General features: G+C 71.6%; 24 protein-coding genes. 9 read left to right on the forward strand and 15 right to left on the reverse strand.

Features of this window, described 5'->3' with window-relative positions:
- Positions 1-16: 16 nt before the first annotated feature.
- Together ACIBF7_RS39530 and ACIBF7_RS39535 are read right to left on the reverse strand one after the other, a co-directional pair.
- A complete protein-coding gene (locus ACIBF7_RS39530) occupies positions 17-685 on the reverse strand; it encodes a response regulator transcription factor (RefSeq protein ID WP_148035073.1) in 669 nt (222 codons plus the stop codon).
- The gene (locus tag ACIBF7_RS39535; RefSeq protein ID WP_271276183.1) at positions 682-1,806 is read right to left on the reverse strand and encodes a sensor histidine kinase; all 1,125 of its coding nucleotides are present in this window, start codon (positions 1,804-1,806) and stop codon (positions 682-684) included. Before ACIBF7_RS39535 ends, ACIBF7_RS39530 begins: the two co-directional genes overlap by 4 nt.
- A gap of 82 nt (positions 1,807-1,888) precedes the next feature.
- On the opposite strand from ACIBF7_RS39535, the gene ACIBF7_RS39540 reads away from it, so the two are divergent.
- Positions 1,889-2,095, forward strand: coding sequence for a hypothetical protein (locus tag ACIBF7_RS39540; protein WP_148035071.1), 207 nt, complete (start codon positions 1,889-1,891; stop codon positions 2,093-2,095).
- A gap of 21 nt (positions 2,096-2,116) precedes the next feature.
- Here ACIBF7_RS39540 and ACIBF7_RS39545 read toward each other — a convergent pair whose 3' ends face one another.
- The 8 genes from ACIBF7_RS39545 to ACIBF7_RS39580 all read right to left on the reverse strand — a co-directional run bounded on the left by ACIBF7_RS39545 (position 2,117) and on the right by ACIBF7_RS39580 (position 8,655).
- Entirely contained in the window at positions 2,117-3,130 is a 1,014-nt protein-coding gene (locus ACIBF7_RS39545) for a fatty acid desaturase family protein (protein ID WP_397199385.1), read from the reverse strand.
- Between the two features lie 118 nt (positions 3,131-3,248).
- A complete protein-coding gene (locus tag ACIBF7_RS39550) occupies positions 3,249-3,977 on the reverse strand; it encodes a hypothetical protein (RefSeq protein WP_397199386.1) in 729 nt (242 codons plus the stop codon).
- Between the two features lie 80 nt (positions 3,978-4,057).
- Complete coding sequence (locus tag ACIBF7_RS39555; protein ID WP_148035068.1) at positions 4,058-4,270, reverse strand: hypothetical protein; 213 nt, start codon at positions 4,268-4,270, stop codon at positions 4,058-4,060.
- Between the two features lie 89 nt (positions 4,271-4,359).
- Positions 4,360-5,004 carry a response regulator transcription factor gene (locus ACIBF7_RS39560; RefSeq protein ID WP_261809095.1) on the reverse strand — a complete coding sequence of 215 codons (645 nt, stop codon included), beginning with the start codon at positions 5,002-5,004 and terminating at the stop codon, positions 4,360-4,362.
- Positions 5,005-5,474: 470 nt separating this feature from the next.
- Entirely contained in the window at positions 5,475-6,632 is a 1,158-nt protein-coding gene (locus ACIBF7_RS39565) for a sensor histidine kinase (protein WP_271276180.1), read from the reverse strand.
- 61 nt (positions 6,633-6,693) lie between these two features.
- Entirely contained in the window at positions 6,694-7,311 is a 618-nt protein-coding gene (locus tag ACIBF7_RS39570; protein WP_271276179.1) for a hypothetical protein, read from the reverse strand.
- Between the two features lie 106 nt (positions 7,312-7,417).
- A complete protein-coding gene (locus tag ACIBF7_RS39575) occupies positions 7,418-7,864 on the reverse strand; it encodes a YdeI/OmpD-associated family protein (RefSeq protein WP_271276178.1) in 447 nt (148 codons plus the stop codon).
- Positions 7,861-8,655, reverse strand: a complete 795-nt coding sequence (locus ACIBF7_RS39580; protein WP_219546040.1) for an alpha/beta fold hydrolase — start codon at positions 8,653-8,655, stop codon at positions 7,861-7,863. The genes ACIBF7_RS39575 and ACIBF7_RS39580 overlap by 4 nt, the downstream gene beginning before the upstream one ends.
- Before the next feature lie 117 nt (positions 8,656-8,772).
- Between ACIBF7_RS39580 and ppk2 the strand changes: the two genes are divergently transcribed.
- From ppk2 to ctaD, 4 genes are read left to right on the forward strand one after another with little or no spacing between them, the layout of a single operon-like run.
- Positions 8,773-9,561: a polyphosphate kinase 2 gene (ppk2, locus tag ACIBF7_RS39585; RefSeq protein ID WP_397199387.1), complete on the forward strand. Its 789-nt coding sequence runs from the start codon at positions 8,773-8,775 to the stop codon at positions 9,559-9,561.
- A 32-nt stretch (positions 9,562-9,593) separates the two neighbouring features.
- Positions 9,594-9,935: a ferredoxin gene (gene fdxA / locus ACIBF7_RS39590; protein ID WP_148035061.1), complete on the forward strand. Its 342-nt coding sequence runs from the start codon at positions 9,594-9,596 to the stop codon at positions 9,933-9,935.
- Positions 9,932-10,723, forward strand: coding sequence for a helix-turn-helix transcriptional regulator (locus tag ACIBF7_RS39595; RefSeq protein ID WP_397199388.1), 792 nt, complete (start codon positions 9,932-9,934; stop codon positions 10,721-10,723). Before fdxA ends, ACIBF7_RS39595 begins: the two co-directional genes overlap by 4 nt.
- Before the next feature lie 31 nt (positions 10,724-10,754).
- Positions 10,755-12,377 carry a cytochrome c oxidase subunit I gene (gene ctaD, locus ACIBF7_RS39600; RefSeq protein ID WP_397199503.1) on the forward strand — a complete coding sequence of 541 codons (1,623 nt, stop codon included), beginning with the start codon at positions 10,755-10,757 and terminating at the stop codon, positions 12,375-12,377.
- Between the two features lies 1 nt (position 12,378).
- On the opposite strand, the gene ACIBF7_RS39605 is transcribed toward ctaD, so the two are convergent.
- Both ACIBF7_RS39605 and ACIBF7_RS39610 read right to left on the reverse strand, forming a co-directional pair.
- Complete coding sequence (locus tag ACIBF7_RS39605) at positions 12,379-12,915, reverse strand: DUF488 family protein (protein WP_397199389.1); 537 nt, start codon at positions 12,913-12,915, stop codon at positions 12,379-12,381.
- Positions 12,912-13,244 carry a cupin domain-containing protein gene (locus tag ACIBF7_RS39610; protein ID WP_364233568.1) on the reverse strand — a complete coding sequence of 111 codons (333 nt, stop codon included), beginning with the start codon at positions 13,242-13,244 and terminating at the stop codon, positions 12,912-12,914. The genes ACIBF7_RS39605 and ACIBF7_RS39610 overlap by 4 nt, the downstream gene beginning before the upstream one ends.
- A 146-nt stretch (positions 13,245-13,390) precedes the next feature.
- Between ACIBF7_RS39610 and ACIBF7_RS39615 the strand changes: the two genes are divergently transcribed.
- Positions 13,391-15,451, forward strand: coding sequence for a sensor histidine kinase (locus tag ACIBF7_RS39615; RefSeq protein WP_397199390.1), 2,061 nt, complete (start codon positions 13,391-13,393; stop codon positions 15,449-15,451).
- A 49-nt stretch (positions 15,452-15,500) separates the two neighbouring features.
- Here ACIBF7_RS39615 and ACIBF7_RS39620 read toward each other — a convergent pair whose 3' ends face one another.
- Positions 15,501-15,677, reverse strand: a complete 177-nt coding sequence (locus ACIBF7_RS39620; protein WP_397199391.1) for a DUF6203 family protein — start codon at positions 15,675-15,677, stop codon at positions 15,501-15,503.
- A gap of 93 nt (positions 15,678-15,770) precedes the next feature.
- Between ACIBF7_RS39620 and ACIBF7_RS39625 the strand changes: the two genes are divergently transcribed.
- Positions 15,771-16,295 (forward strand): hypothetical protein, encoded by a 525-nt coding sequence (locus ACIBF7_RS39625; protein WP_148035056.1) that lies wholly within the window; start codon positions 15,771-15,773, stop codon positions 16,293-16,295.
- Between the two features lie 408 nt (positions 16,296-16,703).
- On the opposite strand, the gene ACIBF7_RS39630 is transcribed toward ACIBF7_RS39625, so the two are convergent.
- Positions 16,704-17,234 (reverse strand): hypothetical protein, encoded by a 531-nt coding sequence (locus ACIBF7_RS39630; RefSeq protein WP_397199392.1) that lies wholly within the window; start codon positions 17,232-17,234, stop codon positions 16,704-16,706.
- A 137-nt stretch (positions 17,235-17,371) separates the two neighbouring features.
- Between ACIBF7_RS39630 and ACIBF7_RS39635 the strand changes: the two genes are divergently transcribed.
- Together ACIBF7_RS39635 and ACIBF7_RS39640 are read left to right on the forward strand one after the other, a co-directional pair.
- Positions 17,372-19,183, forward strand: a complete 1,812-nt coding sequence (locus tag ACIBF7_RS39635; protein ID WP_261808908.1) for an ABC transporter ATP-binding protein — start codon at positions 17,372-17,374, stop codon at positions 19,181-19,183.
- On the forward strand, positions 19,183-21,006 hold the full coding sequence (locus ACIBF7_RS39640; protein ID WP_219546030.1) for an ABC transporter ATP-binding protein: 1,824 nt from the start codon (positions 19,183-19,185) through the stop codon (positions 21,004-21,006). Before ACIBF7_RS39635 ends, ACIBF7_RS39640 begins: the two co-directional genes overlap by 1 nt.
- 20 nt (positions 21,007-21,026) lie before the next feature.
- Here ACIBF7_RS39640 and ACIBF7_RS39645 read toward each other — a convergent pair whose 3' ends face one another.
- A complete protein-coding gene (locus ACIBF7_RS39645; RefSeq protein ID WP_397199393.1) occupies positions 21,027-21,539 on the reverse strand; it encodes a hypothetical protein in 513 nt (170 codons plus the stop codon).
- Between the last annotated feature and the right edge of the window lie 96 nt (positions 21,540-21,635).

Here is a 21,635-nt window from a genome sequence, read left to right on the forward strand (position 1 = left end):
CCCGGGGACGTACTCCTCAGGAGGTAAGCCAGCCCGGCGTGATGACACCGGCCTCGTAGGCGAGCACCACGAGCTGGGCGCGGTCGCGCACCCTGAGCTTGGTCATGATGCGGCTGACGTGGGTCTTCGCGGTGGCCGGGCTGAGCACCAGCTTGGCCGCGATCTCGTCGTTGGACAGCCCGCCCGCGACCAGCGCCAGCACCTCGCGCTCCCGCTCGGTGAGGGCGTTGAGCTCAGGGCCGGGCTCGGGCCGCTTGACCCGGCCGGCGAACTCGGAGATCAGCCGGCGGGTGACGGACGGCGCGATGAGCGCGTCGCCCCTGGCCACCACGCGGACGGCGTGGATCAGCTCGGCCGGCTCGGTGTCCTTGACCAGGAACCCGCCGGCGCCCGCGCGCAGCGCGCCGTAGACGTAGTCGTCGAGGTCGAACGTGGTCAGGATGATCACCTTGACCGTGTCGAGCCGCGGGTCGCCGGCGATCCGGCGGGTGGCCTCCAGGCCGTCGAGCTCGGGCATCCGGATGTCCATCAGCACCACGTCCGGCCGCAGCTCGCGGGCCAGGGTCACGGCCTCGGCGCCGTTGCCCGCCTCCGCCACCACCTCCAGGTCGTCCTCGTCGCTGAGGATGGACCGGAACCCGGCTCGTACCAGGTTCTGGTCGTCGGCCAGCAGCACGCGGATCATGGGGCTCCGTCCAGCGGTAGTGAGGCGAGGACGCGGAAACCGCCCTCCGGTCGTGGCCCGGCCTCCAGGCTGCCGCCGAGCGCGGCGGCGCGCTCGCGCATGCCGCGCAGACCGAAGCCGCTGCCCTCGGTGAACGTGACTCCCGGGCCGTCATCGTCCACGCGGATCAGGATATGCCGGTCATCTGAGGAGACGGTGAGCGTGGCCTCGCCGGCGCCGGAATGGCGGGCGACATTGGTCAGCGCCTCGCGGATGATCCGGACGGCGGCCAGGTCGACCTCGACCGGCACCCGGTCGAGCGGCCCGGACAGCTCGGTGTGGACCTTCAGCCCGGACGCCCCGACCAGCTCGTCCAGCCGGGACAGGCTGTCGGCGGGCGCGGTCGGCGCGTCCTCGTCGACCTGGCGCAGCACGCCCAGCGTGGTGCGCAGCTCGCGCAGCGTCTCCTTGCTCGTCTCCTTGATCGTGCGCAGCGCCAGCTCGGCGTCTTCAGGCCGCTTCCTCATGCCGTGGAGCGCCGCCGACGCCTGCACGTTGATCAGGGAGATGTTGTGACCGAGCACGTCGTGCAGCTCCCTGGCGATGCGCAGGCGCTCCTCGCCGGCCCGCCGCCTGGCCTCCTCCTCCTTGCCGCGCTCGGCCTCGTGCGCCCGCTGCTCGGCCTCCCGCAGGTAGGCGCGGCGGTTGCGGGCCACGCTGCCGCCCGCGATGGCCGCCACCACCCAGCCGGCGATCATGACGAACGTGCTGTCGTCCACGTGGCGGACCTCGCCGCTCTCGCCCAGCCCCATGGCCAGCAGCGCGACCGAGCCGGTGGCGATGGCGGCGATGAGATGGCCGCGATCGGCCGCGGTGTAGAGCACCAGGAACGGCAGGAAGATGATCGGCGCGTCCAGCGAGGTGAAGGGATAGTAGGCCACGGTCGCCCCCATCACGGCGACCAGGGCCCCCACCGGGCAGCGCTCGCGGAACAGCACCCCGGCCATGGCGACGACGGGCAGCACCACGTCGAGCACGCCGGGATGCCGGTCGGCGCGGACCACCCAGGTGACGGCGAGCGCCACCACGGCCACCGCCACGACGGCGAGTGACATGACCGTGCTTCCCGGCAGCCTGCGCATGCCCCCCATTCTCCCGGTCCGCGCAGCGTACGGGCCATACACCGGAAGTCGTAAGCGGGCCGCTCGCGGGTACAGCCCCGGGATGAGCAACGAAGAGGAACTGCGCCGGCTCGACGAGGACATTGCGCGGCTGAAGCAGGAGAACCGCGAGCAGCGCGAGCAGATCAGGGACATGGGGGCGACCGACCAGACGGAGATCGCCTCCCTGATCACCCAGGCCGACGAGCAGGCGGGACTCATCTCCGAGTTGGAGGAACGCCGAGAGAGCCTGCGTCGCCGGCAGGGCTGAGGACAAGGCGGACGGGACGGGTCAGCGCAGCGCGGCCCCCACGTCGTGCAGGTGCCGCAGGGCCTGACCGTACGAGCGGAACAACCCGGTCTCCAAGTAGCTGACGCCGATCTCCTCGCAGTAGCGCCGCACGATCGGCTGGGCCTTGCGGAGGTTGGGCGCCGGCATGTTCGGGAACAGGTGGTGCTCGATCTGGTAGTTGAGCTGGCCGAGGGCGATGTCGGTGACGACGCCGCCCCTGACGTTGCGCGAGGTGAGCACCTGCTTGCGCAGGAAGTCCAGCTTGTCTTCTGCGGTGAGCACCGGCATGCCCTTGTGGTTGGGCGCGAACGAGCAGCCCAGGTACACGCCGAACACCCCTTGGTGCACGATCAGGAACAGCAGCGCCTTCCCGAACGGCAGCACGGCGAAGACCGCGCCGAAGTACAGCACGAAGTGCGCCAGCAGCAGCACGCCCTCGGTGCGGCGGCGCCTGGCCCCGGGCTGGAACAACGCTTTCACGCTGGCCACGTGCAGGTGCCAGGCCTCCAGCGTGAGCAGCGGGAAGAACCAGAGCGCCTGCCGCTTGGCGATGAACCGGGGCAGGCCGCGGCTCCTGGCCACCTGGTCCTCCGACCAGACGATCACCGCGGGGGAGACGTCCGGGTCGTGGTCCTCGTGGTTGGGGTTGGCGTGGTGCTTGTTGTGCTTGGTGTTCCACCAGCCCCAGCCGAGGCCGATGCCGAGGTTGCCGACCAGCATGCCGACGAGGTCGCTGGTGCGGCGGGTCCTGAAGACCTGACGGTGGCCGAGGTCGTGGGCGATGAAGCCGACCTGGGTGAAGACCACGGCGAGCACGACGGCCACGAGCAGCTGCAGCCACGAGTCGCCCACCCAGACGAACAGCGCCCAGCCGCCCACGAAGGAGGCCGCGACGATGGCGCCTCGGACGGCGTAATAAACGGGACGCCGGTCGAGCAGACCGGCCTCATTGATCTTGGTGGCGAGTCTGGCGAAGTCACTGCCTCTGGTCGCCAGGCTGGCGGGTTCGGCCACAGGTCTCCCTCGGTGTCGCGATGGACGGATGCCCCCAGACTGACGCATCCGCTGCCCTCGTGAAAGATCCGGAAGCGCGGGTCGGCCCGCGAACCCCTTGCCTGCCGGTCAAACTTGCTCAAAATTGGGCAAGCTTCCCCTGCAGTGCCTCGAATGGGAGCTGCGGCACAGTCGCCTCGCTGAACTCCGGCAGCCCCACCACCAACTCCTTGCCCACCACCCGCAACCCCCGCGCCGCCGCGCGGGCGTCCATGCCGCGCCGCTCCATGGCGTAGAAGGAGCCGCGGCCGTAGTCGATGCGGATGCTCTCCAGCCCCGGCCGCTCCCGCGCCAGGCAGGCGCCCATGGGCTTGCCCAGCGCGTCCGGCGTGACGCCGGTGTGGGCGCTGCCCGCGACCACCAGCGTGGGGGCGGCCACCGTGTCCAGCACCCGCCGGGCCATGGCGGAGTCCCTGTCCGGCCGGTCGGCGCCGTCGAACAGCGTGAGCGTGATCGGGGACAGCCGCCGCAGCACCGCGAGATGCCCCGCGGTCACCCGGCCGTCGCCCACCCACCAGTGCGCGCTCTCCAGCGGCGTGCCGTGTCTCAGGTACGTGTAGAGCTCCATGGTCAGGCCGCCGTGCCAGTCGAGCGCCAGGCTGCCGAGCCCGAGCGCGTCCATCAGCCGCAGGATGACCAGCGGGTTCTCCCGTACTCCTGGCATCTCGCCGAGCAGCAGCAGGCCGGTCTCCATGAGCGACCGGCGCGCTCTCGCCAGGGCGGCCTCCTCCATCGGCAGCTCGAACCCGCTCGTGTCGAAGTCGGCCACGGCCCGCGTCAGGCCGTCGATGGTGTCAACGCCCGGCATGCCCTCAGGGTGATCGGGAACGTGGAGCGGTGCAACGGCCGTGTCGCCCAACGGTCGTGCGCGTTCGCCCAGCGGTCAGGTCACCGCGCGGACAGCCGGTCGAACAGGGCCAGCGCCGCCTCCCGCACCTCCTCGGGCGAGAGCCCGTCCAGCGTCCGCCTGGCCTGCGCGATGTCGCGGGTCGTCGCCAGCGTGATGGCCACGGACGACGCCGCGGCCCGGTCGACGGATCCGGCGGGCGCGGCGTCGGCCAGCTCCTGGGCGTTGGCGGCGAGGTCGAGGTTGTCGTTCAACGGGGCTCCTCAGTTGGTTGGTCGGGCCATTGCATCATTCTGCGGCGTATTGTTTCCATCACTCGTTGAATGACGACTTGAGCGGGTCGTTACGCACCTGGGACGGCCAGCCCCGACTCGTAGGCGGCGATCACGGCCTGGACCCTGTCGCGCAGGCCCAGCTTGGCCAGCAGGTTGCTGACGTGCGTCTTCACCGTGTGCTCGCTGACCACCATGGCCTCGGCGATCTCCGCGTTGGACAGCCCGCGGGCGATCAGCTGCAGCGTCTCCCGCTCCCTGGCCGTCAGCACGTCCAGCGCCCCGGGCCTCGGCCTGGCCGGCCGGGACGTGAACTCGCGGATCAGCCGCGTCGTCACCGACGGGGCCAGCAGCGACTCGCCGGCCGCCACCACCCGCACCGCGTTCACCAGGTCGTCGCGGCGCACGTCCTTCAGCAGGAACCCGCTGGCGCCGGCCCGCAGCGCGTCGTACACATAGTCGTCCAGGTCGAACGTGGTCAGCATGAGCACCCTGCACCCGGTCTCCGCGCACACGATCCCGGCGGCCTCGATGCCGTCCATCCGGGGCATGCGGATGTCGAGCAGCAACACGTCCGGCCGGTGCTCCCGAGCCGCGGCCACCGCCGCCAGCCCGTCCCCCGCCTCGGCCACCACCCGGATGTCCGGCTGCGCGTCCAGGATCATCGCGAACCCGCTCCGCACCAACTCCTGATCATCCGCCACCACCACCCGAATCCCCCCATCCGTTCCCCCCTGACGTGCGGTGTCGGCACGAAGCGGCGGCTCTTCAGGCGGTTCCCCACCGGGGTGTGCGGCCCGTTCGGGTGCGGCGCCCGCGCGGAGAGGCGCGCCGTGCAGGGGCGGCTCTTCAGGCGGCCCCCCTCCGGGGTGACCCATTCGTGGGGGGTTTGCGCGGAAGGGCGGGCCGTAAGGGGGTGGGTCTTCGGGCGGCTCCCCTCCGGGGTTTCCCGTTAGCTGGGGTTTTGTGCGGAAGGACCCGTTGTGATGGGGAGGTTCTTCAGACGGCCCTCCGCGGGGGTGTCCGGTTGGTGGGGGGTTTGCGTGGAGGGGAGTGCCGTGACGGCGTGGGTTTTGAGAGGTCTGCCCGCTGAGGCTTCCGGTTCGTGGGGGGCCTGCGTGGAGGGGTGTTCCAGGAGGCTCCTTGGTGACGGGAGGCCGGCTTTCTCCGGGGAGGGGTGAGGGGGTCATGAGAGGGGGAGGCGGGCGGAGACGTGGAAGCCGGGGGCGTCGGTGCGGGGGCCGGCGGTGGCGGTGCCGCCGCAGGCGGTGGCGCGTTCGCGGATGCCGATGAGCCCGTGGCCGCCGGAGGGCAGGGCGCGGCCGGCGCCGCGGCCGTCGTCGGTGACGTCGATCATGAGGGTGTCGTCCTCCCAGGTGAGCCGGATGCCGGCACGGGTGGCGCCGGCGTGCTTGACGATGTTGGTGAGCGCCTCCTGGACGATCCGGTACGCGGCCACGGCGCTCGCGGCCGTCACCGGCCTGGGCTCGCCCGCGACCTCGAACGTCACCTCCAGCCCCGCGCCGGAGACCTGCGCGGCCAGCTCAGGCAGGTCGTCGACGGTGGGCTGGGGCGCGCGCGGCGCGCCGCCGTCCTCCTTCAGCACCCCCAGCATGCGCCGGATCTGCTCCATCGCGTCACGCCCGGCCCCCGCGATGGCGTCGAACGCCGCCTCCGCCCGCGCCGGATCCTTCCTGACCGCGACCGGACCGGCCTCGGCCTGCACCACCATGAGGCTGACAGCGTGGGCGAGTATGTCGTGCATCTCGCGGGCGATCCTGGCACGCTCACGCTCCGCGGCGCGCTGGGCCTCCAGCTGGCGTTCCCTCTCCAGCCTGGCGGCCCGTTCCTCCAGCGCCGCCGCCTGGGCCCGGGAGCCGGCCGCCGCCCTGCCCATCGCGTACGCCGCCACCAGCAGGATGCCGCTGCGCAGCGCCGTGTCCGGAGAGCCGGGCAGGAAGAACGACCCCACCACGGTGCAGGCGAGCAGCAGCATCCGGATCGGCCGGGACGACAGCGCGGCCACCGTGTAGTAGGCGACCAGCTGGCCGTACCAGACGGGCTGCTCGGCGACGGGAGCGGCCAGGTCGTACAGCAGGCTCGTGGTCAGCGACACGATCAGCACGGCCAGCGGGGCCCGGCGGCGCCAGACCAGGGGCAGCGAGGAGGCGACCGCGACCACGTACCCCCACCAGTGCCACGGCAGGCCCTCGTACTGCCGGGTGGTCAGCAGCGGCCAGAGCTGCGCGCCGGTGACCAGGAGAGCGAGCGCGCCGTCCACCAGCAGGGGCGGCAGCGCTCGCGCGCGCCGCCGCAGCACGGTGACAAGCGGGGGCTCCTGCACGGCTCCCCATCCTCCCGCACCGTACGGCGAATCCCGAAATATCGCCCCCGTACGAGCCCGCTCAGACATGAGCCGGGACGGACCGGCTCCTGGCCCGCAGCGCCAGCGGAAGGAACGCGACCACGGCCAGCGCGGAACCCACCGGGATGAGGTCGAGGGAGATCACCGGAAGCACGGTCTGGGCCAGGACGAGCAGCGGCATCCAGGGCCGCACGTGACGCCCGGCGGCGAGCTGCGCCGAGAGGGCCACCAGAGCGGCGTAGAACAGGACAGGCCCCGCCTGGTAGACCAGCAGCGACACCCCCGGCACCGCCTGGACCTGGTCGAACAGCGGCCCCATGGCCTCGTGGTCCGCGGCCATGAACCCGACCACCACGTCCACGGCGAACTGGACGAACGCGAACCCGATCCCCGCGAGACCGGCGGCGAACGTGACGGTGGCCATCCGGGTGCGCCCGAGCAGCGCCCGCATGTCGTGCAGCATCACCGCGAACAGCACCAGCGCCGCCATGAACGCCAGGTGGCCGAGTGTCCAGGCCGCCCCGGGTCCTCTGCTCCCGTCGAACCCGTCGACGATCCTGAGCACCCCGTAGACCAGGGCGAGCAGCGGCGCGGCCAGGTACGAGCAGGCCGCGAGGGTGGTGGGCGGTGCGGCGGGGGGAACGTGCCGGACGGACATGGTGGCTCCTTCGAAGCGGTCGAGGTTGCCCACCCATCCTGAGATTTCCGGCGCCTCGGCGGATCGCCGCCAGGGGCGATCCTCGGGCTCACTCTCACGAGGGATGTCAGGCCTCGCCCGCGGCGAGCCTGGTGACCGCGTCGGCCACCCGCCGCTGCCTGGTCTCGGCCTTCTTGGCGCCCTCGACCTGCAGCACGACGCGCCGCTGCCGGGAGTACGACAGGCCGTCGAAGAACGCCTTGGCCGCAGGCGCCCGGTCGAGCGCCTCGGCCAGGTCGGGCGGCACGGTGACCGTGCGGGGCTCGGTGTCGAGCTCCAGGCCGACCTCGATCTCGTCGCCGGCGGCCACGCCCGCGCCCTCGCGGTTCTCGGCGGCGAGCGGCAGCATCGAGCGGCCGCCCATCGGCGCCACCGTGCTGCGGTAGACATATCCGTTGATCGTGACGCGGACGGGCGGGCGTCTGCCCGCTCCCAGCTCGGCCACCACCTCGGGCGGCACCTCGATCCCTGTCGCGGTCCTGCCGCTCAGCTCGACAGTGGTACGGAAGATCATCGGAAGAACCCCTTGAGTACGGGCGCGAGAGCGGCGGGCTTGACGATGTGGGTCTGGCCGTCGAGCGTGCGGTGCTCGGCGTCGGGGAGCACCCGGGCCAGGTCGCGGGTGCCGTTGCGGATCCAGGCAGGGCTCTTGCTCCCGTCGACGACCAGGGCCGGCATCTTGACGCCGTCCCACCGGCCTTCGGGCAGCGGCCTGCCGTGCTCGAACTCGGTCACGAACGCGGCGTCGTACGGCAGCGTGCGGGCGACCTTCTTCATCGTCGACCAGCCGGGCATGAGGGTCATCATGGCCACCACGGGGGCGGGCAGGTTGACGCCCCGGCGCATGAAGTAGCGGATCGCCGCGCCCGGCTTGCCCTGGGCCAGCATGGTCTCGATGCTCGCCGTGTAGTCGGCGGGGATGGGCGGGCGGGTGCCGTCGACGATGAAGGGCGGCTCGTACACGGCGATCTTGCTGACGGGCAGCCCGCTCGCGGCGGCGGCCAGGGCCAGCGCGGCGCCGGAGGAGATGCCGTACAGGAAGACCGGCTCGCCGATCATCTCGATGAGGGCGGCGATGTCCTCGATCTCCCGCTCGGGGGCGAACGGCGTGGTGTCGCCGCTCTCGCCGCGGCCGCGCCGGTCGTAGGTGTAGACCGTGTGGGTGTCGGCCATCTCCTGGGCGAGCGGGGTGTTGGGGCCCGAGGCGCGGTAGCACATCGCGCCGTCGACGAGCAGCAGCGCGGGGCCCTGGCCGGTGCGCGTGTAGGCGATGGTGGTGCCGTCGCGGGAAATCACGGTGTTCATGTCCTGCCTCTTCCGTTCGGGGTACCTTGAGGGTTCCACCGACAAATATATTTGTCAAGGGCGCCATCGTGGAGGATCGGTCAGGGCGGGAACGGGTCCGGCATCGGAGGGTTGCGCATGGCTGACGAGAAGATGGCTCGCAAGGCGTACGAGAAGGAGTTGTACCGGCTGCAGGGCGAGCTGGTGAAGATGCAGGAGTGGGTGCGGGTCGCGGGCGAGCGGGTGGTGGTGGTCTTCGAGGGGCGTGACGCGGCCGGGAAGGGCGGCGCGATCAAGCGGGTGGCGGAGTATCTCAACCCGCGCGTCACCCAGATCGTCGCCCTGCCGGCCCCCACCGAGCGCGAGCGCACGCAGTGGTACTTCCAGCGCTACGTCGAGCACCTGCCCGCGGCCGGCACCATCGTGCTGTTCGACCGGAGCTGGTACAACCGGGCGGGCGTGGAGCGGGTGATGGGTTTCTGCACCGAGGAGGAGCACTCGCGGTTCCTCCACCAGTGCCCGATCTTCGAGCGGCTGCTGGTCGAAGACGGGATCCTGCTGCGCAAGTACTGGTTCTCGGTGAGCGACGCCGAGCAGGAGCGGCGCTTCCGCAAGCGGCTGGAGGACCCGATGCGCCGCTGGAAGCTGTCGGCCGTCGACCTCGAGTCCATCACCCGCTGGGAGGACTACTCGCGGGCCAAGGACGAGATGCTGGTCCACACCCACATCCCCGAGGCGCCCTGGCACGAGGTGGAGAGCGAGGACAAGCGGCGGGCCAGGATCAACATGATCAGCCACCTGCTGTCGACGATCCCGTACGAGGACGTGCCCCGCCCGGAGATCCAGATCCCGGAACGCCCGCCGGGCACCGGTTACCGCCGTCCGCCGCGGCTGGAGAACCATGTGCCGGACGTGGCCCGCCCTTGACTTCTTATTTAGAGGATGCGCATCCTCTAAATATGACTTATGTGATCGCTGAGCCCTGCGTGGACGTGATCGACCGGGCCTGCGTGGAGGAGTGCCCGGTCGACTGCATCTACGAGGGCGCGCGGGCGCTCTACATCCAGCCGCTCGAATGCGTCGACTGCGGGGCGTGTGAGCCGGTCTGCCCGGTGGAGGCCATCTACTACGAGGACGACCTGCCCGAGCGGTGGCAGGTGTTCGCGGGCGACAACGCCGCGTTCTTCGCCGAGACGCTGCCCGGCAGGGACGCGCCCCTGGACTCGCCCGGGGGAGCGTCGAAGCTGGGCAGGCTCGGCGTCGACACCCCGCTGGTGGCCGGTCATCCGGTGACGTCATGACCGGGCTGGACCGGGCGCGGGCCCACGAGGTGCTGTCCGTGCCCAGCCGGGTCACCATCCTGGACCTGCTGCGCGAACGCGCCGAACCGCTCGACGCCCGCGAGCTCGCCGCCGGGACCGGCCTGCACGTCACCACTGTCAGGTTCCACCTGTCGGCGCTGCTCGAAGCCGGGCTGGTCGTCGAACGGGCCGAGCGGAGCGGCGGCCGGGGCCGGCCGCGCGCGGTGTACTCGGCGTCCTGGGCGGCGGAGCCGGAGCACGGGCCCTACCAGGAGCTCGCCGAGCTGCTGGCCCGCCACTTCGCCGACACCCCCGCCCAGCGGGCCCGCCGGGCGGAGCGCGCCGGCGAGGAGTGGGCGCTGCGGCGGCTGAGCCCTGCCGCGACCCCGGCGGTGAAGAGGGACGGCCGGTCGGCGGAGGACGCCCGGTCGGCGGTGAAGGGGGATGCCCGGTCGGTGGAGGACGCCCGGTCCGGGGTCAAGGGGGATGCCCGGTCCGAGGTGAAGGGGGATGCCCGGTCGGCGGTGACGGCGATGTTCGCCGAGATGGGGTTCGACCCGGAGCCGACCGGCGACGGGCGCATCCTGCTGCACGGCTGCCCGTTCCGCGCCACCGCCCGGTCGCATCCCGAGGTGGTCTGCGCCGCGCATCGCGGGCTGCTGCGCTCGGCTGTCGAACTCCTCGACCCGGGCGCGCCCGGCCTCGAACTGCACGCGTTCGTCCGTCCCGAGCTCTGCGTGATCACGGCCGGCGGCGAGGCCCCCGAGCCGCACGGGACGTCACGATGAGCCGCGCCCGCTTCCGGAGCCCGACGTGGTGCTGACTCCCGCGCCGGCCCGCGACCGGGTCGAACGGCCCGCGCGGCGCCCCCTGACGTCCTGGCTGTCGTCCACGGACCACAAGGTCATCGGCTACCTCTACCTGATCACGTCGTTCGGGTTCTTCCTGGTCGCCGGGGTCATGGCCCTCGTCGTCCGGGCCGAGCTGGCCCAGCCGGGCCTGCAACTGGTCAGCAACGAGCAGTACAACCAGCTGTTCACCATGCACGGCGCGATCATGCTGCTGCTGTTCGCCACGCCGCTGTTCGCCGGGTTCGCCAACGTCATCATGCCGTTGCAGATCGGGTCGCCGGACGTGGCCTTCCCCCGGCTCAACATGGTCAGCTACTGGCTGTTCCTGTTCGGCGGGCTGATCGCCGTCAGCGGCTTCCTCACCCCCGGCGGCGCCGCCGCGTTCGGCTGGTTCGCCTACACGCCGCTGTCCAGCGTGATCAGCTCGCCGGGCGTCGGCGGCGATCTGTGGATCATGGGCTTCGCGCTGAGCGGGCTCGGGACGATCCTCGGCGCGGTCAACTTCGTCACCACGGTCATCGGCATGCGGGCGCCCGGCATGACCATGTTCCGGATGCCGATCTTCACCTGGAACGTGCTGCTGACCAGCATGCTCGTGCTGATGGCGTTCCCCGTGCTGGCCGCCGCGTTGCTGGCGCTGGAGTCGGACCGCGCGTTCGGCACCCAGATCTTCGCGCCGGAGAACGGCGGGGCGATGCTGTGGCAGCACCTGTTCTGGTTCTTCGGCCATCCCGAGGTCTACATCATCGCGCTGCCGTTCTTCGGCATCATCACCGAGGTCATCCCCGTCTTCAGCCGCAAGCCGATCTTCGGTTACCTCGGCCTGGTCGGCGCGACCATCGCCATCGCCGGGCTGTCGATGACCGTGTGGGCCCATCACATGTTCGGCACGGGCCAGGTGCTGCTGCCGTTCTTCTCGTTCATGAGTTTTCTGATCGCGGTGCCGACCGGGGTGAAGTTCTTCAACTGGATCGGCACGATGTGGCGCGGGCACCTGTCCTTCGAGACGCCGATGCTGTTCTCGATCGGCTTTCTGGTCACCTTTCTCTTCGGCGGGCTCACCGGCGTCATCCTGGCCTCGCCGCCGCTCGACTTCCACGTCACCGACACCTATTTCGTGGTGGCCCACTTCCATTACGTGGTGTTCGGCACGGTGGTGTTCGCGATGTTCGCCGGATTCTTTTTCTGGTGGCCGAAGATGACCGGGCGGATGCTCGGCGAGAGGCTCGGGAAGATCCAGTTCTGGCTGTTGTTCGTCGGCTTCCACACCACGTTCCTGGTGCAGCACTGGCTGGGCATGCTCGGGTTCCCGCGCCGCTACGCCGATTACGGCGCGGGTGACGGGTTCACCCTGCTCAACCAGATCTCGTCCGTCGGCGCGCTGATCCTCGGGCTGTCCACGGTGCCGTTCCTCTACAACGTGTGGAAGACCTCGCGCGGGCCGCGCCGGGTGACGCTGGACGACCCCTGGGGGTTCGGCGGCTCGCTGGAATGGGCCACGAGCTGCCCGCCGCCGCGGCACAACTTCACCTTCATCCCGCCGATCCGCTCCGAACGGCCCGCGTTCGACCTCCACCACCCCCGGGAGTGATTCACTCCCCGCTGACGACGTCGTACACCAGCAGCCCGTCCTCCCGCAGCCGGGCGCCCGCGCTCGGCTGATGCTCGGCCGTCGCGCCCGAATGGCTCAGGTGCAGCACGGGCACGCCCCTGGCCAGCACGGCGAAGTCGGCGATGAGCCGCCGGTGGCAGCGCCACCACAGGGCCTCGGCGCACATCACGGCCGTGCGGCCGGCCGCGGTCTGTGCCAGCAGCTCGTCCATGGCGGCCAGGAAGCCGGGGTCGCGGGTGTGGCCGGCGTAGCCGCGGAAGGACTCGTTCTCCCAGAAGGTGTCGGGGGAGTCGGGCGCGGGCCTGCGGAAGCCGCCCAGCCGCCGGTCCCAGCGGTAGCCGATGCCGGCCTCCGGGAGCCAGACGGCCAGCTCCTCGCGGCGCGCGTCGGGGTTGCGCCTGCTGCCCGGCGCCGTCCGTACGTCCACCACCGCCTCGACGCCGGCGCCGCGCAGCAGGCCCGACAGCTCCGCGCGGCCGGCCGTGCCGTGACCGAAGGTCAGCAGCGGTTCGGTCACCGTGTCTTGGCGACGGTGAGCAGGCAGGCGGCGTCTTCCAGGGCGTCCAGGCTGTGCCGCGCCGGGGGGATGATCAGGAGGTCGCCCGTCATGCCGTCCCAGGAGTCCCCGCCGCTGTGCAGCCGCACCCGGCCGCGCAGCACCTGCAGGGTGGCCTCGCCGGGGTTCTCGTGCTCGGCGAGCGACTGGCCGGCCTTGAGCGCGATGAGCGTCTGCCGGAGCACGTGCTCGTGGCCGCCGTACAGGGTCTCGGCGCTGCGGCCTGTCGAGGCGTCGCCGGCGCGCTTGAGGTGCTCGCGTACGAGGGCTTCCAGAGATGTCTTCTGCATGCCTTCGAGTCTGGCATCAGGGGTGACCGGGAATCACGGCAAGGGTCAGGGATAACGGCACGGCCACAAGGGGCGATATATAACCATAAAGACGTCATAATCCTGTCCAGCTTCCGGCAGTGCCGGAACAGGAAGGCGGAGACAGGATGGTCGGGTTCGCGGCGTTCGCGGGGAAGACCGGGAAGGCCACGTTAACAGGCCCACGGATTCTGGCCGTCGCCATCGCGGTGGTCGCGCCGCTTCTGGAGATCGCCGCTCTCGTGCAGTGGGCCGGGCTGCCCGAGGCGTGGACGCCCCAGCTCACCGTCACCCCGCAGTCCGCCGTGGTGCTCACCTTCCCCGCGGTCGGCGCCTACCTCATCGCGCACCGGCCCCGGCTGAACATGGCCTGGATGATGTGCGCCGGCGGCCTCGCCGCCGGGCTCAGCGACTTCTTCCAGTCGCTCATGCTCCGGGTCGCCGCCGACGGTCACCTGATGCTCGCGGGCTACCTGCGTCACACGTACATCGTCTTCTGGGCGGTGTGCGGGCTCACGCTGACCGCGCTGCTGCCGCTGTACTCGCCCGACGGGCGGCTGCCCTCGCCGCGCTGGCGCTGGGCGCTCGCGCTGAGCGCGGTCTCGCTCGGCACCGAGATGCTGCGCAACATCACCCGCCCGGACCCGTCGCCGATCGGCTACCGGTTCCCCGAGGTCGTCCCGAACCCGCTGCAGATCCGCGCGCTCGCCCCGTACCAGGAGATCATCTCGGAGACCGCCTGGGCCGGCATCTACCTCTCGCTGGCGCTGGCCGCGCTGTCGATGGCGCTGCGGCTGCGCCGGGCCGACCCGGTGGGCCGGCGGCAGATCGGGTGGCCGCTCTTCGCGTTCACCGGATACATCGTCTTCCTGGTCGTCGGGACGGCCGTGCCCGGCCTGGTGTGGGTGGCGGTGCTGTGGTCCGCGCTCATCCCGGTCGCGGTCGCGTTCTCTGTCATGCGCTACCGGCTGTACGGGATCGACACCGTCATCAGCCGCACCTTCGTGGCCGCTGGGCTGCTCGTCGTCATCAGCGCGGTCTACTTCGGCGCCGGCGCCGTGGCCAGCCTGGGCGTCTCCGGGTACGACAGGGTCGCCGGGCTGGCGTCCGCCCTGTTCGCCGGGGCGTTCTTCCAGCCGCTGCGGCGCGTGCTGCAGCGGGCCGTCGACCAGATGCTCTACGGCAAGGTCGGCGACCCCCGGCTGCTGGCCGCCCGGCTCACCCAGGCGATCCGGCGCGGGGACCCGGCCGAGGCGCTGACCGCGGTCGTCGGCGTGCTGCGCGACGGGCTCGCGGTCGAGGGGGTGGCCGTGGAGGTGGCCGACGGCGAGCCCCGGTACGTGGAGAACGGCCGGGTCGGCGACCGGCCGCGCGAGGTGCCGCTGGTCTGGCACGGCGAGCGGGTCGGCCGCCTGCTGGTGGGCGCTCCCGGGCCGCGCCGCTTCCCGGCCGCGCACAACGAGCGGGTGCTCGCCACCCTCACCCCGTACGCGGCCGACGTCGCGCACGCCGTGCGCATGGCGGCGGACTTGCAACGTTCCAGGGAACGCATCCTGACCACGCGCGAGGAGGAACGGCGCCGGCTCCGCCGCGACCTGCACGACGGGCTGGGACAGAGCCTGGCGGGCATGGCCATGCTCATCAACATCGCCCGCGGCCGCCTGAAGGAGGCGCCGGACTCGGCCGACGCCCTGCTGCGCGAGCTGCGTACCGGGATGGACGCCGTCGCCGGCGACATCCGCGAACTGGTGTACGGGCTGCGCCCGCCGGCCCTGGACGACCTGGGGCTGGCGCGGGCGGTGCGCGAGCTGGCCGAGCAGGCCTCGCCGGAGATCGAGATCGAGGTGTCGGCCGAGGGCGACCTGTCGGAGCTCCCTGCGGCCGTGGAGGTGGCCGTCTACCGCATCGTCCAGGAGGCCCTGACCAACGTCCGGCGGCACGCGCGCGCCGAGCGGGCGCGCATCCACCTCCAGCGGGAACGCGAGGTGCTGCGGGTGACCGTCGCCGACGACGGCCGCGGCCTGCCGGAGAGCCGCCGGGCGGGGGTCGGCCTCAGCTCGATGCGCGAGCGCGCGGCCGAGCTGGGCGGGATCTGCGTGATCAGCGGCGGGCCCGGCGAGGGCACCCGGGTGGAGGTCATGCTCCCTCTCCTGCCCCAGCCGGCCCCGTCACAGAACAGCGTCTCCTGACGCGGGCGCCTGGCGACTCCGGGCCGCGAGGCCGCTGCGGCAACGGCGCTCAGCGCCTCCGGCCCCGCGCCGACCGCCTCCGGCCGAGCGGACTCCGCCTCCGCTCCTGCTCTTCCTTGCGTCTGCTGCGTCGCCGTCCGAGGAACCAGCCGGCGCCCAGGATGGCGAGTCCGATGGGGGTACGCGCGAGCCACCGCGCCAGCGCGACTTTGAAAAGACCCTTCATGACGGGACCCCCTGCCCCACAGGAGCCGTGCCACACGACGGCTTTCAGCGAGCTGAAACCGGAGTGTCAGCGGGGCTGCCTAAGATCCGCATCATGACATCCAGCGAGGGGACTCCCGGCAACGGCCGGCAGGGCACCGCGCACTTCGTCCATGTCGATCTCCACGTCCACTATCGCCAGGCCTACCTCGTCGACGACGAGGCGACGGGGCCCCACGGCCTGCCGGCGGACGACCCGGCCCATCCGGTCGGCATCATCAGGGTCGAGGAGGGAGCCGCGTTCCTGATCACCGGGGTCGACACCGGGACGGTCGGGTTCACGGTGGCGGTGGCCGACCGCGATCCCGGGCCCGAGCTGGAGGAGTTCGAAGACATCGTGGAGGTGGGGTTCAGGTCCGCGGTGGGGCGGGTGGCGCTGCACGAATGGGGCGGCCCCGCTTATGAGCTGCCGCCGCTGCCCGCCGGGCCCGGGTGGTACCGGTTGCGTTACCACGCCCGGGGGATGGACGGCCCGGTCGACGACGACTACCTGCTGCAGATCTGGCCCCAGGAGTCGGCCGAGCCCCGCGTCGTCAAGAGCAGCAGCGCCACGCTGCAGTACTGGCTGCACCCCGGCTGACACGCCCGCAGGGGTGGGAGTCCGCGGCAGGCCGAACGCAGCCGGACTCGCGCCGGGCGGGACCGGACGGTCGACGTGAACATGCGCGGCCTGCCGCACGGCATCCCCGCCGCGCTGCCGCATTTCCGGCAACGCGGCGGCGGGCTCACACCATGGCTCATGACGCGCGACCCACCGCGTCCGCTCCACCTCGTCCGCCGCCGTCGCGTACACGATCGGCCGGCCCCCGGACGCCGACGTCCTCCCGTCCACCCGGCCCTACGGAACCGACCCTCCCGATCAGAACGGCCGGCCCGCCCTGGCGGGGGCTGAGTTGGGAGCCAGCCCGCCCTCCCCGAGCGGGCGGCTCCGTCCTGGTGGGGCTGAGCTGGAAACCGGCCCGCTCTCCCTGGATGGCCGGGGCGGTTGTCAGAGCCAGCTGGCGCGGACGCTGGGGCCGGCTTCGGCGGGGGCGGTGCCGAGGTCGCCCGCGCGTACGGCGGCGAGGGTGCGTTCGACGCAGGCGATGATCTCGGGGGCGCGCTCGCGGAGGGCGAGGGCGTCCTGGGGGTACGACTCCTCCACGTTCCCCTGCTTGAGCACCACGTCCAGGTCGCCCAGCCGGTCGGCCAGCCAGCCGAGCGGGTCGGCCGACAGTTCCCTGGCGAAGACCCGGGGGCCCGGGTCCCAGCCGGTGAAGATCGGGTGGTGGTGGGTCCGGTCGAAGCTGCCCGGCCGCCCGTCGACGGACTCCAGCAGGTCCACTCGCCAGATCGGCCGGCCGAGGCTGATCGGGCGGGCCGAGTAGACCGTGCCCCGCAGCTCGCCCTCGTCGAGCATCCGCACTTCGAGCCGGACGCCGTGCTCGGCGCCCTCCTGGCCCTTGTTGGGTTGCGGGTCGACGAAGTAGATGTCGCTGACGGCCACGCCGATCCGCTCGAAGCCGAAGACGTACAGCACGAGGTACCCCTCTCCGTTCGGTTCCTCCTCCTCGGAGTATGAGCAGTGCTCGCCCAGGAGAAAAGCGTTGGGAAACTGTCGGTGGCGGCTGGTAGAAAACAGGGTCGAAACGTCGACGGGGTCAGGGGGCCGTTCCCGTGAGCAGCAGTTCGGAGTTCTCTGTTTCCGGGCCGGTCTACGACCGGCGCGGCCCGCTGCGCTGGCTCTGGTCCCATGTGCGCCGCCATCCGCTCCACCTGACCGGGTTCCTCGGCGGGTCGCTGGTCATGGTGGTGCTCAACGCCATGGTCCCGCAGCTCACCGGCTCGGCCTTCGACGCGGTGCTGGGCGACGGGTCCGCGCTCGGCGCGATCGTGCTGGTCATGCTGGCGGTCGTGGTGGCCCGCGGCATCATCGACCTGGTGGCGCGGCTGTCGTCCGAGGTGCTGGCCAAGCGGCTGGAGCGCGACGCCCGCGACGAGCTCTACGTGAGCCTGCTCGGCAAGAGCCAGACCTTCCACAACCGCCAGCGGGTCGGCGATCTGATGGCCAGGGCCGCCAACGACATCCGGCAGCTCTCCATCATGATCTCCCCGGGCTTCGACCTGATCGTCGACTCCGGGCTGTCCGGCCTGGTGCCGCTGTTCTTCATCGCCACCATCGACCCGCGGCTGCTGCTCGTGCCCGGCGTGTTCGCGGTCGTCTTCGTGATCGCGCTCTGGCACTACATGCGCCAGCTCAACCCGGTCGCGACCCGGATGCGCGAGCAGTTCGGCGATCTCAACGCCGGGCTCAACGAGGCCGTGCGCGGCATCGAGGTCATCAAGGTGACCGCCCAGGAGGCGCAGGAGCGCCGCCGGTTCCGCGCCCGCGCCCGGCTCTACCGCGACTCCTTCGTGCGCAACGGCCTGGTGCAGGCCCGCTACCTGCCCACGCTGCTCTTCGCGGCCGCGATGGCGGGCGCGCTCTGGCACGCGCTCGCGCTGCAGGCGGCGGGCCAGATCACGATCGGCGACGTGGTGGCCTTCATGGGGCTCATGGGTATGCTCGGCTTCCCCACCCAGATGTCGATCTTCACGTTCTCGCTGGTCCAGCTCGGCGTCGTGGCCTCCCGCCGGATCCTCGCCATCGTCAACGCCGAGACCGAGCTCGACCAGCCGGCCGACGGCCATGCCGCCGCCGTCACCGGCGAGATCGTCTTCGACGACGTGACGTTCGGCTACGAGGGCGGCGACCCGGTGCTGCGCGGCGTGTCCTTCACCGTGCGGCCGGGCGAGACGGTCGCCGTCGTCGGCGAGACCGGCTCGGGCAAGAGCACGCTGACCAAGCTCGTGCCGCGCATCTACGACGTCACCTCCGGCCGCGTCCTCGTCGACGGCGTCGACGTGCGCGCCTGGGACCTCGACTCGCTGCGCTCCCAGATCTCCACCATCGAGCAGGACATCGTGCTGTTCTCCCGCTCCGTCGCGGAGAACATCGCCTTCGGCCTGGGCCAGAAGGCCGGCCGCGACGACGTGGTGCGGGCGGCCGAGGACGCGCAGGCGGCCGAGTTCATCGGCGAGCTCGACGACGGCTACGACACGGTCATCGGCGAGCGCGGCATCACTCTCTCCGGCGGCCAGCGGCAGCGGCTGGCCATCGCGCGGGCCCTGCTGACCGACCCGGCGATCCTCGTGCTCGACGACTCGACCAGCGCCGTCGACTCGGCCACCGAAGACCTGATCCAGCAGGCGATCGGCCGCGTGCTCGAAGGCCGCACCACGCTGCTGATCACCCACCGGCTGTCCCAGATCCGGTGGGCCGACAAGGTGCTGCTGCTCAAACGGGGCGAGCTGGTCGACTTCGGCACCCACGACGAGCTGCTCGGGCGCAGCCGTCTCTACCGCCGCATCTTCGCCCACTACGACGAGGTCCTGCCGGCCGGGGGCGACGCGCCCGTGCTGGCCGGCGAGCAGGGAAGGGCCGGCTGATGGGCTTCCTGATGGACGGCCTGGAGGCCGAAGACTACGACCGCACCTACAGCGACCGCGAGCTGCTGCGCCGGATCCTGTCCTACTTCCGGCCCAAGCTCGGGGCGATGGTGCTGGTCGCCGCCATGATCGTGCTCGTTTCGCTGGGGCAGGCGGCGGTGCCGCTGCTGGTCAGCTGGGGCGTCGACGCGGTCCAGGCGGGCACGATCGGCGACGTCGCCTGGCCGCTGACCGGCGCGCTGCTGCTCACCGGCGTCCTCGGCTGGGTGTTCAACTTCTTCCGGCAGTGGTACAGCGCGCGGGTGACCGGCGACGTCGTGCTCCACCTGCGCGAAGACGCCTTCGACGCGGTGCTCCAGCGCGACCTGTCCTTCTACGACGAGACGCCGTCCGGCCGCATCGTCAGCCGGGTGACGTCCGACACCGACGACTTCGCCACCGTGTCCACGCTCACCATGGACCTGATCAGCCAGGTGCTGATGGTCGGGTTCGTCACCGTGCTGCTGTTCCTGCGCAGCGTCGAGCTGGCCCTGCTGACACTTCTGGTGGTGCCCGTCGTCGTGGGCCTGGCCCTGCTGTTCCGGCGGCTCGCCCGCGCCACCACCCGCAAGGCCCAGCGCTCGCTCAGCCGGGTCAACGCCAACCTGCAGGAGACCATGGGCGGCATCGCCGTGGCCAAGAGCTTCCGCCAGGAGCGGCAGGTCTACGACGAGTTCCTGCCGATCAACCGGCAGAGCTACCAAGTGACGCTGCGGCAGGGGTTCGTCTTCTCGGCGATCTTCCCGGTCCTGTTCCTGGTGGCCGGGCTCGCCACGGTCGCCCTGGTGCAGTTCGGCGGCACGGCCGTGCTCGGCGGGCGGCTGACGGCCGGTGACTGGTACCTGTTCCTCCAGGGTGTGGCGCTGTTCTGGTTCCCGCTGACGTCGATCGCCGCGTTCTGGTCGCAGTTCCAGCAGGGCCTGTCGGCGTCGGAGCGGGTCTTCGCGCTGATCGACGCGCCGCCGCGGGTGGTGCAGACCGGCGCGCAGCCGGTCGGCAGGCTGGCCGGGCGCATCGAGTTCCAGGGCGTCACCTTCGGCTACGACCCCGCGAGCCCGGTGCTGCGCGACTTCGACCTGCGCATCGAGGCCGGCGAGACGGTCGCGCTGGTCGGCCACACCGGTGCGGGCAAGTCCACGCTGAGCAAGCTGATCACCCGGTTCTACGAGTTCCAGGAAGGCCGGCTGCTCATCGACGGCCGCGACATCCGCGAGCTCGACCTGGGCGAGTACCGCCGCCAGATCGGCGCGGTGCCGCAGGCGCCGTTCCTGTTCAGCGGCACCGTCGCCGACAACATCCGCTACCCCAGGCCGGATGCGACCGACGACGAGGTGCGGGCCGCGGCCGAGGCGGTCGGCGGCGGCGACTGGATCGACGCCCTGCCCCACGGCCTCGACACCGACGTGGGCGAGCACGGCCGGGCCCTGTCGATGGGGCAGCGCCAGCTCGTCGCGCTGGCCCGCCTGCTCGTCCAGGACCCGGCGATCGTGGTGCTCGACGAGGCCACGGCCAGCGTCGATCCGCTCACCGAGGCGCAGATCCAGGAGGGTCTCGACGTGGTGCTGGCCGAGCGCACCTCGATCGTCATCGCCCACCGGCTGTCCACCATCGAGCACGTCGACCGCATCATCGTGCTCGACCACGGCCGCATCGTGGAGGAGGGCGACCACCCGACGCTGCTGGCGCGGGGCGGCCGCTACTGCCAGGTCTACAACACCTACTTCCGCCACCAGTCGCCCAACTACCGGGCGGGCAGCGGGTTCGTGCCCATCGGCTCGTCCTGACCGCAACATCCGAGCCGGGGTCACAGCGTGGTGAGGACCTCCTGCATCCTGGTCTTGCCCGTGCCGAACCGGCCGGCCTCCCGGCGGGGCTCGCCCTCGGCCGGGCGGCCTCGGAGCGCGTCCAGCTCGCGCTGCCGGGCGTCCTGGAACGCCGCACCCAGCTCGGCCAGCTCTTCGCCGCTCATGCCGCGGGCCAGCATCGGGAGGATCGTCGTCTCCTCGTCGCAGAAGTGCGCCATCACCGACACGACGAGCTGGTGCAGCGCCTCGGTGAGCTCGGGCGTCCCGGCGTCGGCCCGCCGCAGCGTGTCCAGGTGGACCTCGGCCTCCTTGTGCTGGGCGAAGCCGTGGTGGGCGTCCAGGAGCGGGTAGACCACGTCCTCCTCGGCGCGGGTGTGCGCGGTCAGCAGGGCGTGCAGCGCGCTGACGGCGGGCCCAGGGTCCTTCTGGTTCAGCAGCAGACGCTTGAACAGGACTTCGATCCGGCGATGGTCGGCCTGGACGAGGGCGATGACGTCGTTCCGCACGGTCATGGGATCGTGGCTACCCGGGCGGCGGGCCCCCAACCGTGCCGCCCGGTGCGGGCCCCTTCCCATGCCCGGCGCGCCGGAGTATGAACGAATCACCCG

The organism is Nonomuraea sp. NPDC050478 (assembly GCF_044458265.1).
In the GTDB taxonomy this organism is placed as follows: domain Bacteria; phylum Actinomycetota; class Actinomycetes; order Streptosporangiales; family Streptosporangiaceae; genus Nonomuraea; species Nonomuraea ferruginea.

Bases quoted from the DNA above. Each gene is read 5' to 3' on its own strand.
- ACIBF7_RS39580 (WP_219546040.1), bottom strand. From the start codon at position 8,655: ATGAACACCGTGATTTCCCGCGACGGCACCACCATCGCCTACACGCGC.
- ACIBF7_RS39615 (WP_397199390.1), top strand. From the start codon at position 13,391: ATGGTCGGGTTCGCGGCGTTCGCGGGGAAGACCGGGAAGGCCACGTTA.
- ACIBF7_RS39645 (WP_397199393.1), bottom strand. From the start codon at position 21,539: ATGACCGTGCGGAACGACGTCATCGCCCTCGTCCAGGCCGACCATCGC.
- ACIBF7_RS39540 (WP_148035071.1), top strand. From the start codon at position 1,889: ATGAGCAACGAAGAGGAACTGCGCCGGCTCGACGAGGACATTGCGCGG.
- ACIBF7_RS39640 (WP_219546030.1), top strand. From the start codon at position 19,183: ATGGGCTTCCTGATGGACGGCCTGGAGGCCGAAGACTACGACCGCACC.
- ACIBF7_RS39575 (WP_271276178.1), bottom strand. From the start codon at position 7,864: ATGATCTTCCGTACCACTGTCGAGCTGAGCGGCAGGACCGCGACAGGG.
- ACIBF7_RS39570 (WP_271276179.1), bottom strand. From the start codon at position 7,311: ATGTCCGTCCGGCACGTTCCCCCCGCCGCACCGCCCACCACCCTCGCG.
- ACIBF7_RS39530 (WP_148035073.1), bottom strand. From the start codon at position 685: ATGATCCGCGTGCTGCTGGCCGACGACCAGAACCTGGTACGAGCCGGG.
- ACIBF7_RS39595 (WP_397199388.1), top strand. From the start codon at position 9,932: ATGACCGGGCTGGACCGGGCGCGGGCCCACGAGGTGCTGTCCGTGCCC.
- ACIBF7_RS39535 (WP_271276183.1), bottom strand. From the start codon at position 1,806: ATGCGCAGGCTGCCGGGAAGCACGGTCATGTCACTCGCCGTCGTGGCG.
- fdxA (WP_148035061.1), top strand. From the start codon at position 9,594: ATGACTTATGTGATCGCTGAGCCCTGCGTGGACGTGATCGACCGGGCC.
- ACIBF7_RS39620 (WP_397199391.1), bottom strand. From the start codon at position 15,677: ATGAAGGGTCTTTTCAAAGTCGCGCTGGCGCGGTGGCTCGCGCGTACC.
- ACIBF7_RS39625 (WP_148035056.1), top strand. From the start codon at position 15,771: ATGACATCCAGCGAGGGGACTCCCGGCAACGGCCGGCAGGGCACCGCG.
- ppk2 (WP_397199387.1), top strand. From the start codon at position 8,773: ATGGCTGACGAGAAGATGGCTCGCAAGGCGTACGAGAAGGAGTTGTAC.
- ACIBF7_RS39550 (WP_397199386.1), bottom strand. From the start codon at position 3,977: ATGCCGGGCGTTGACACCATCGACGGCCTGACGCGGGCCGTGGCCGAC.
- ACIBF7_RS39610 (WP_364233568.1), bottom strand. From the start codon at position 13,244: ATGCAGAAGACATCTCTGGAAGCCCTCGTACGCGAGCACCTCAAGCGC.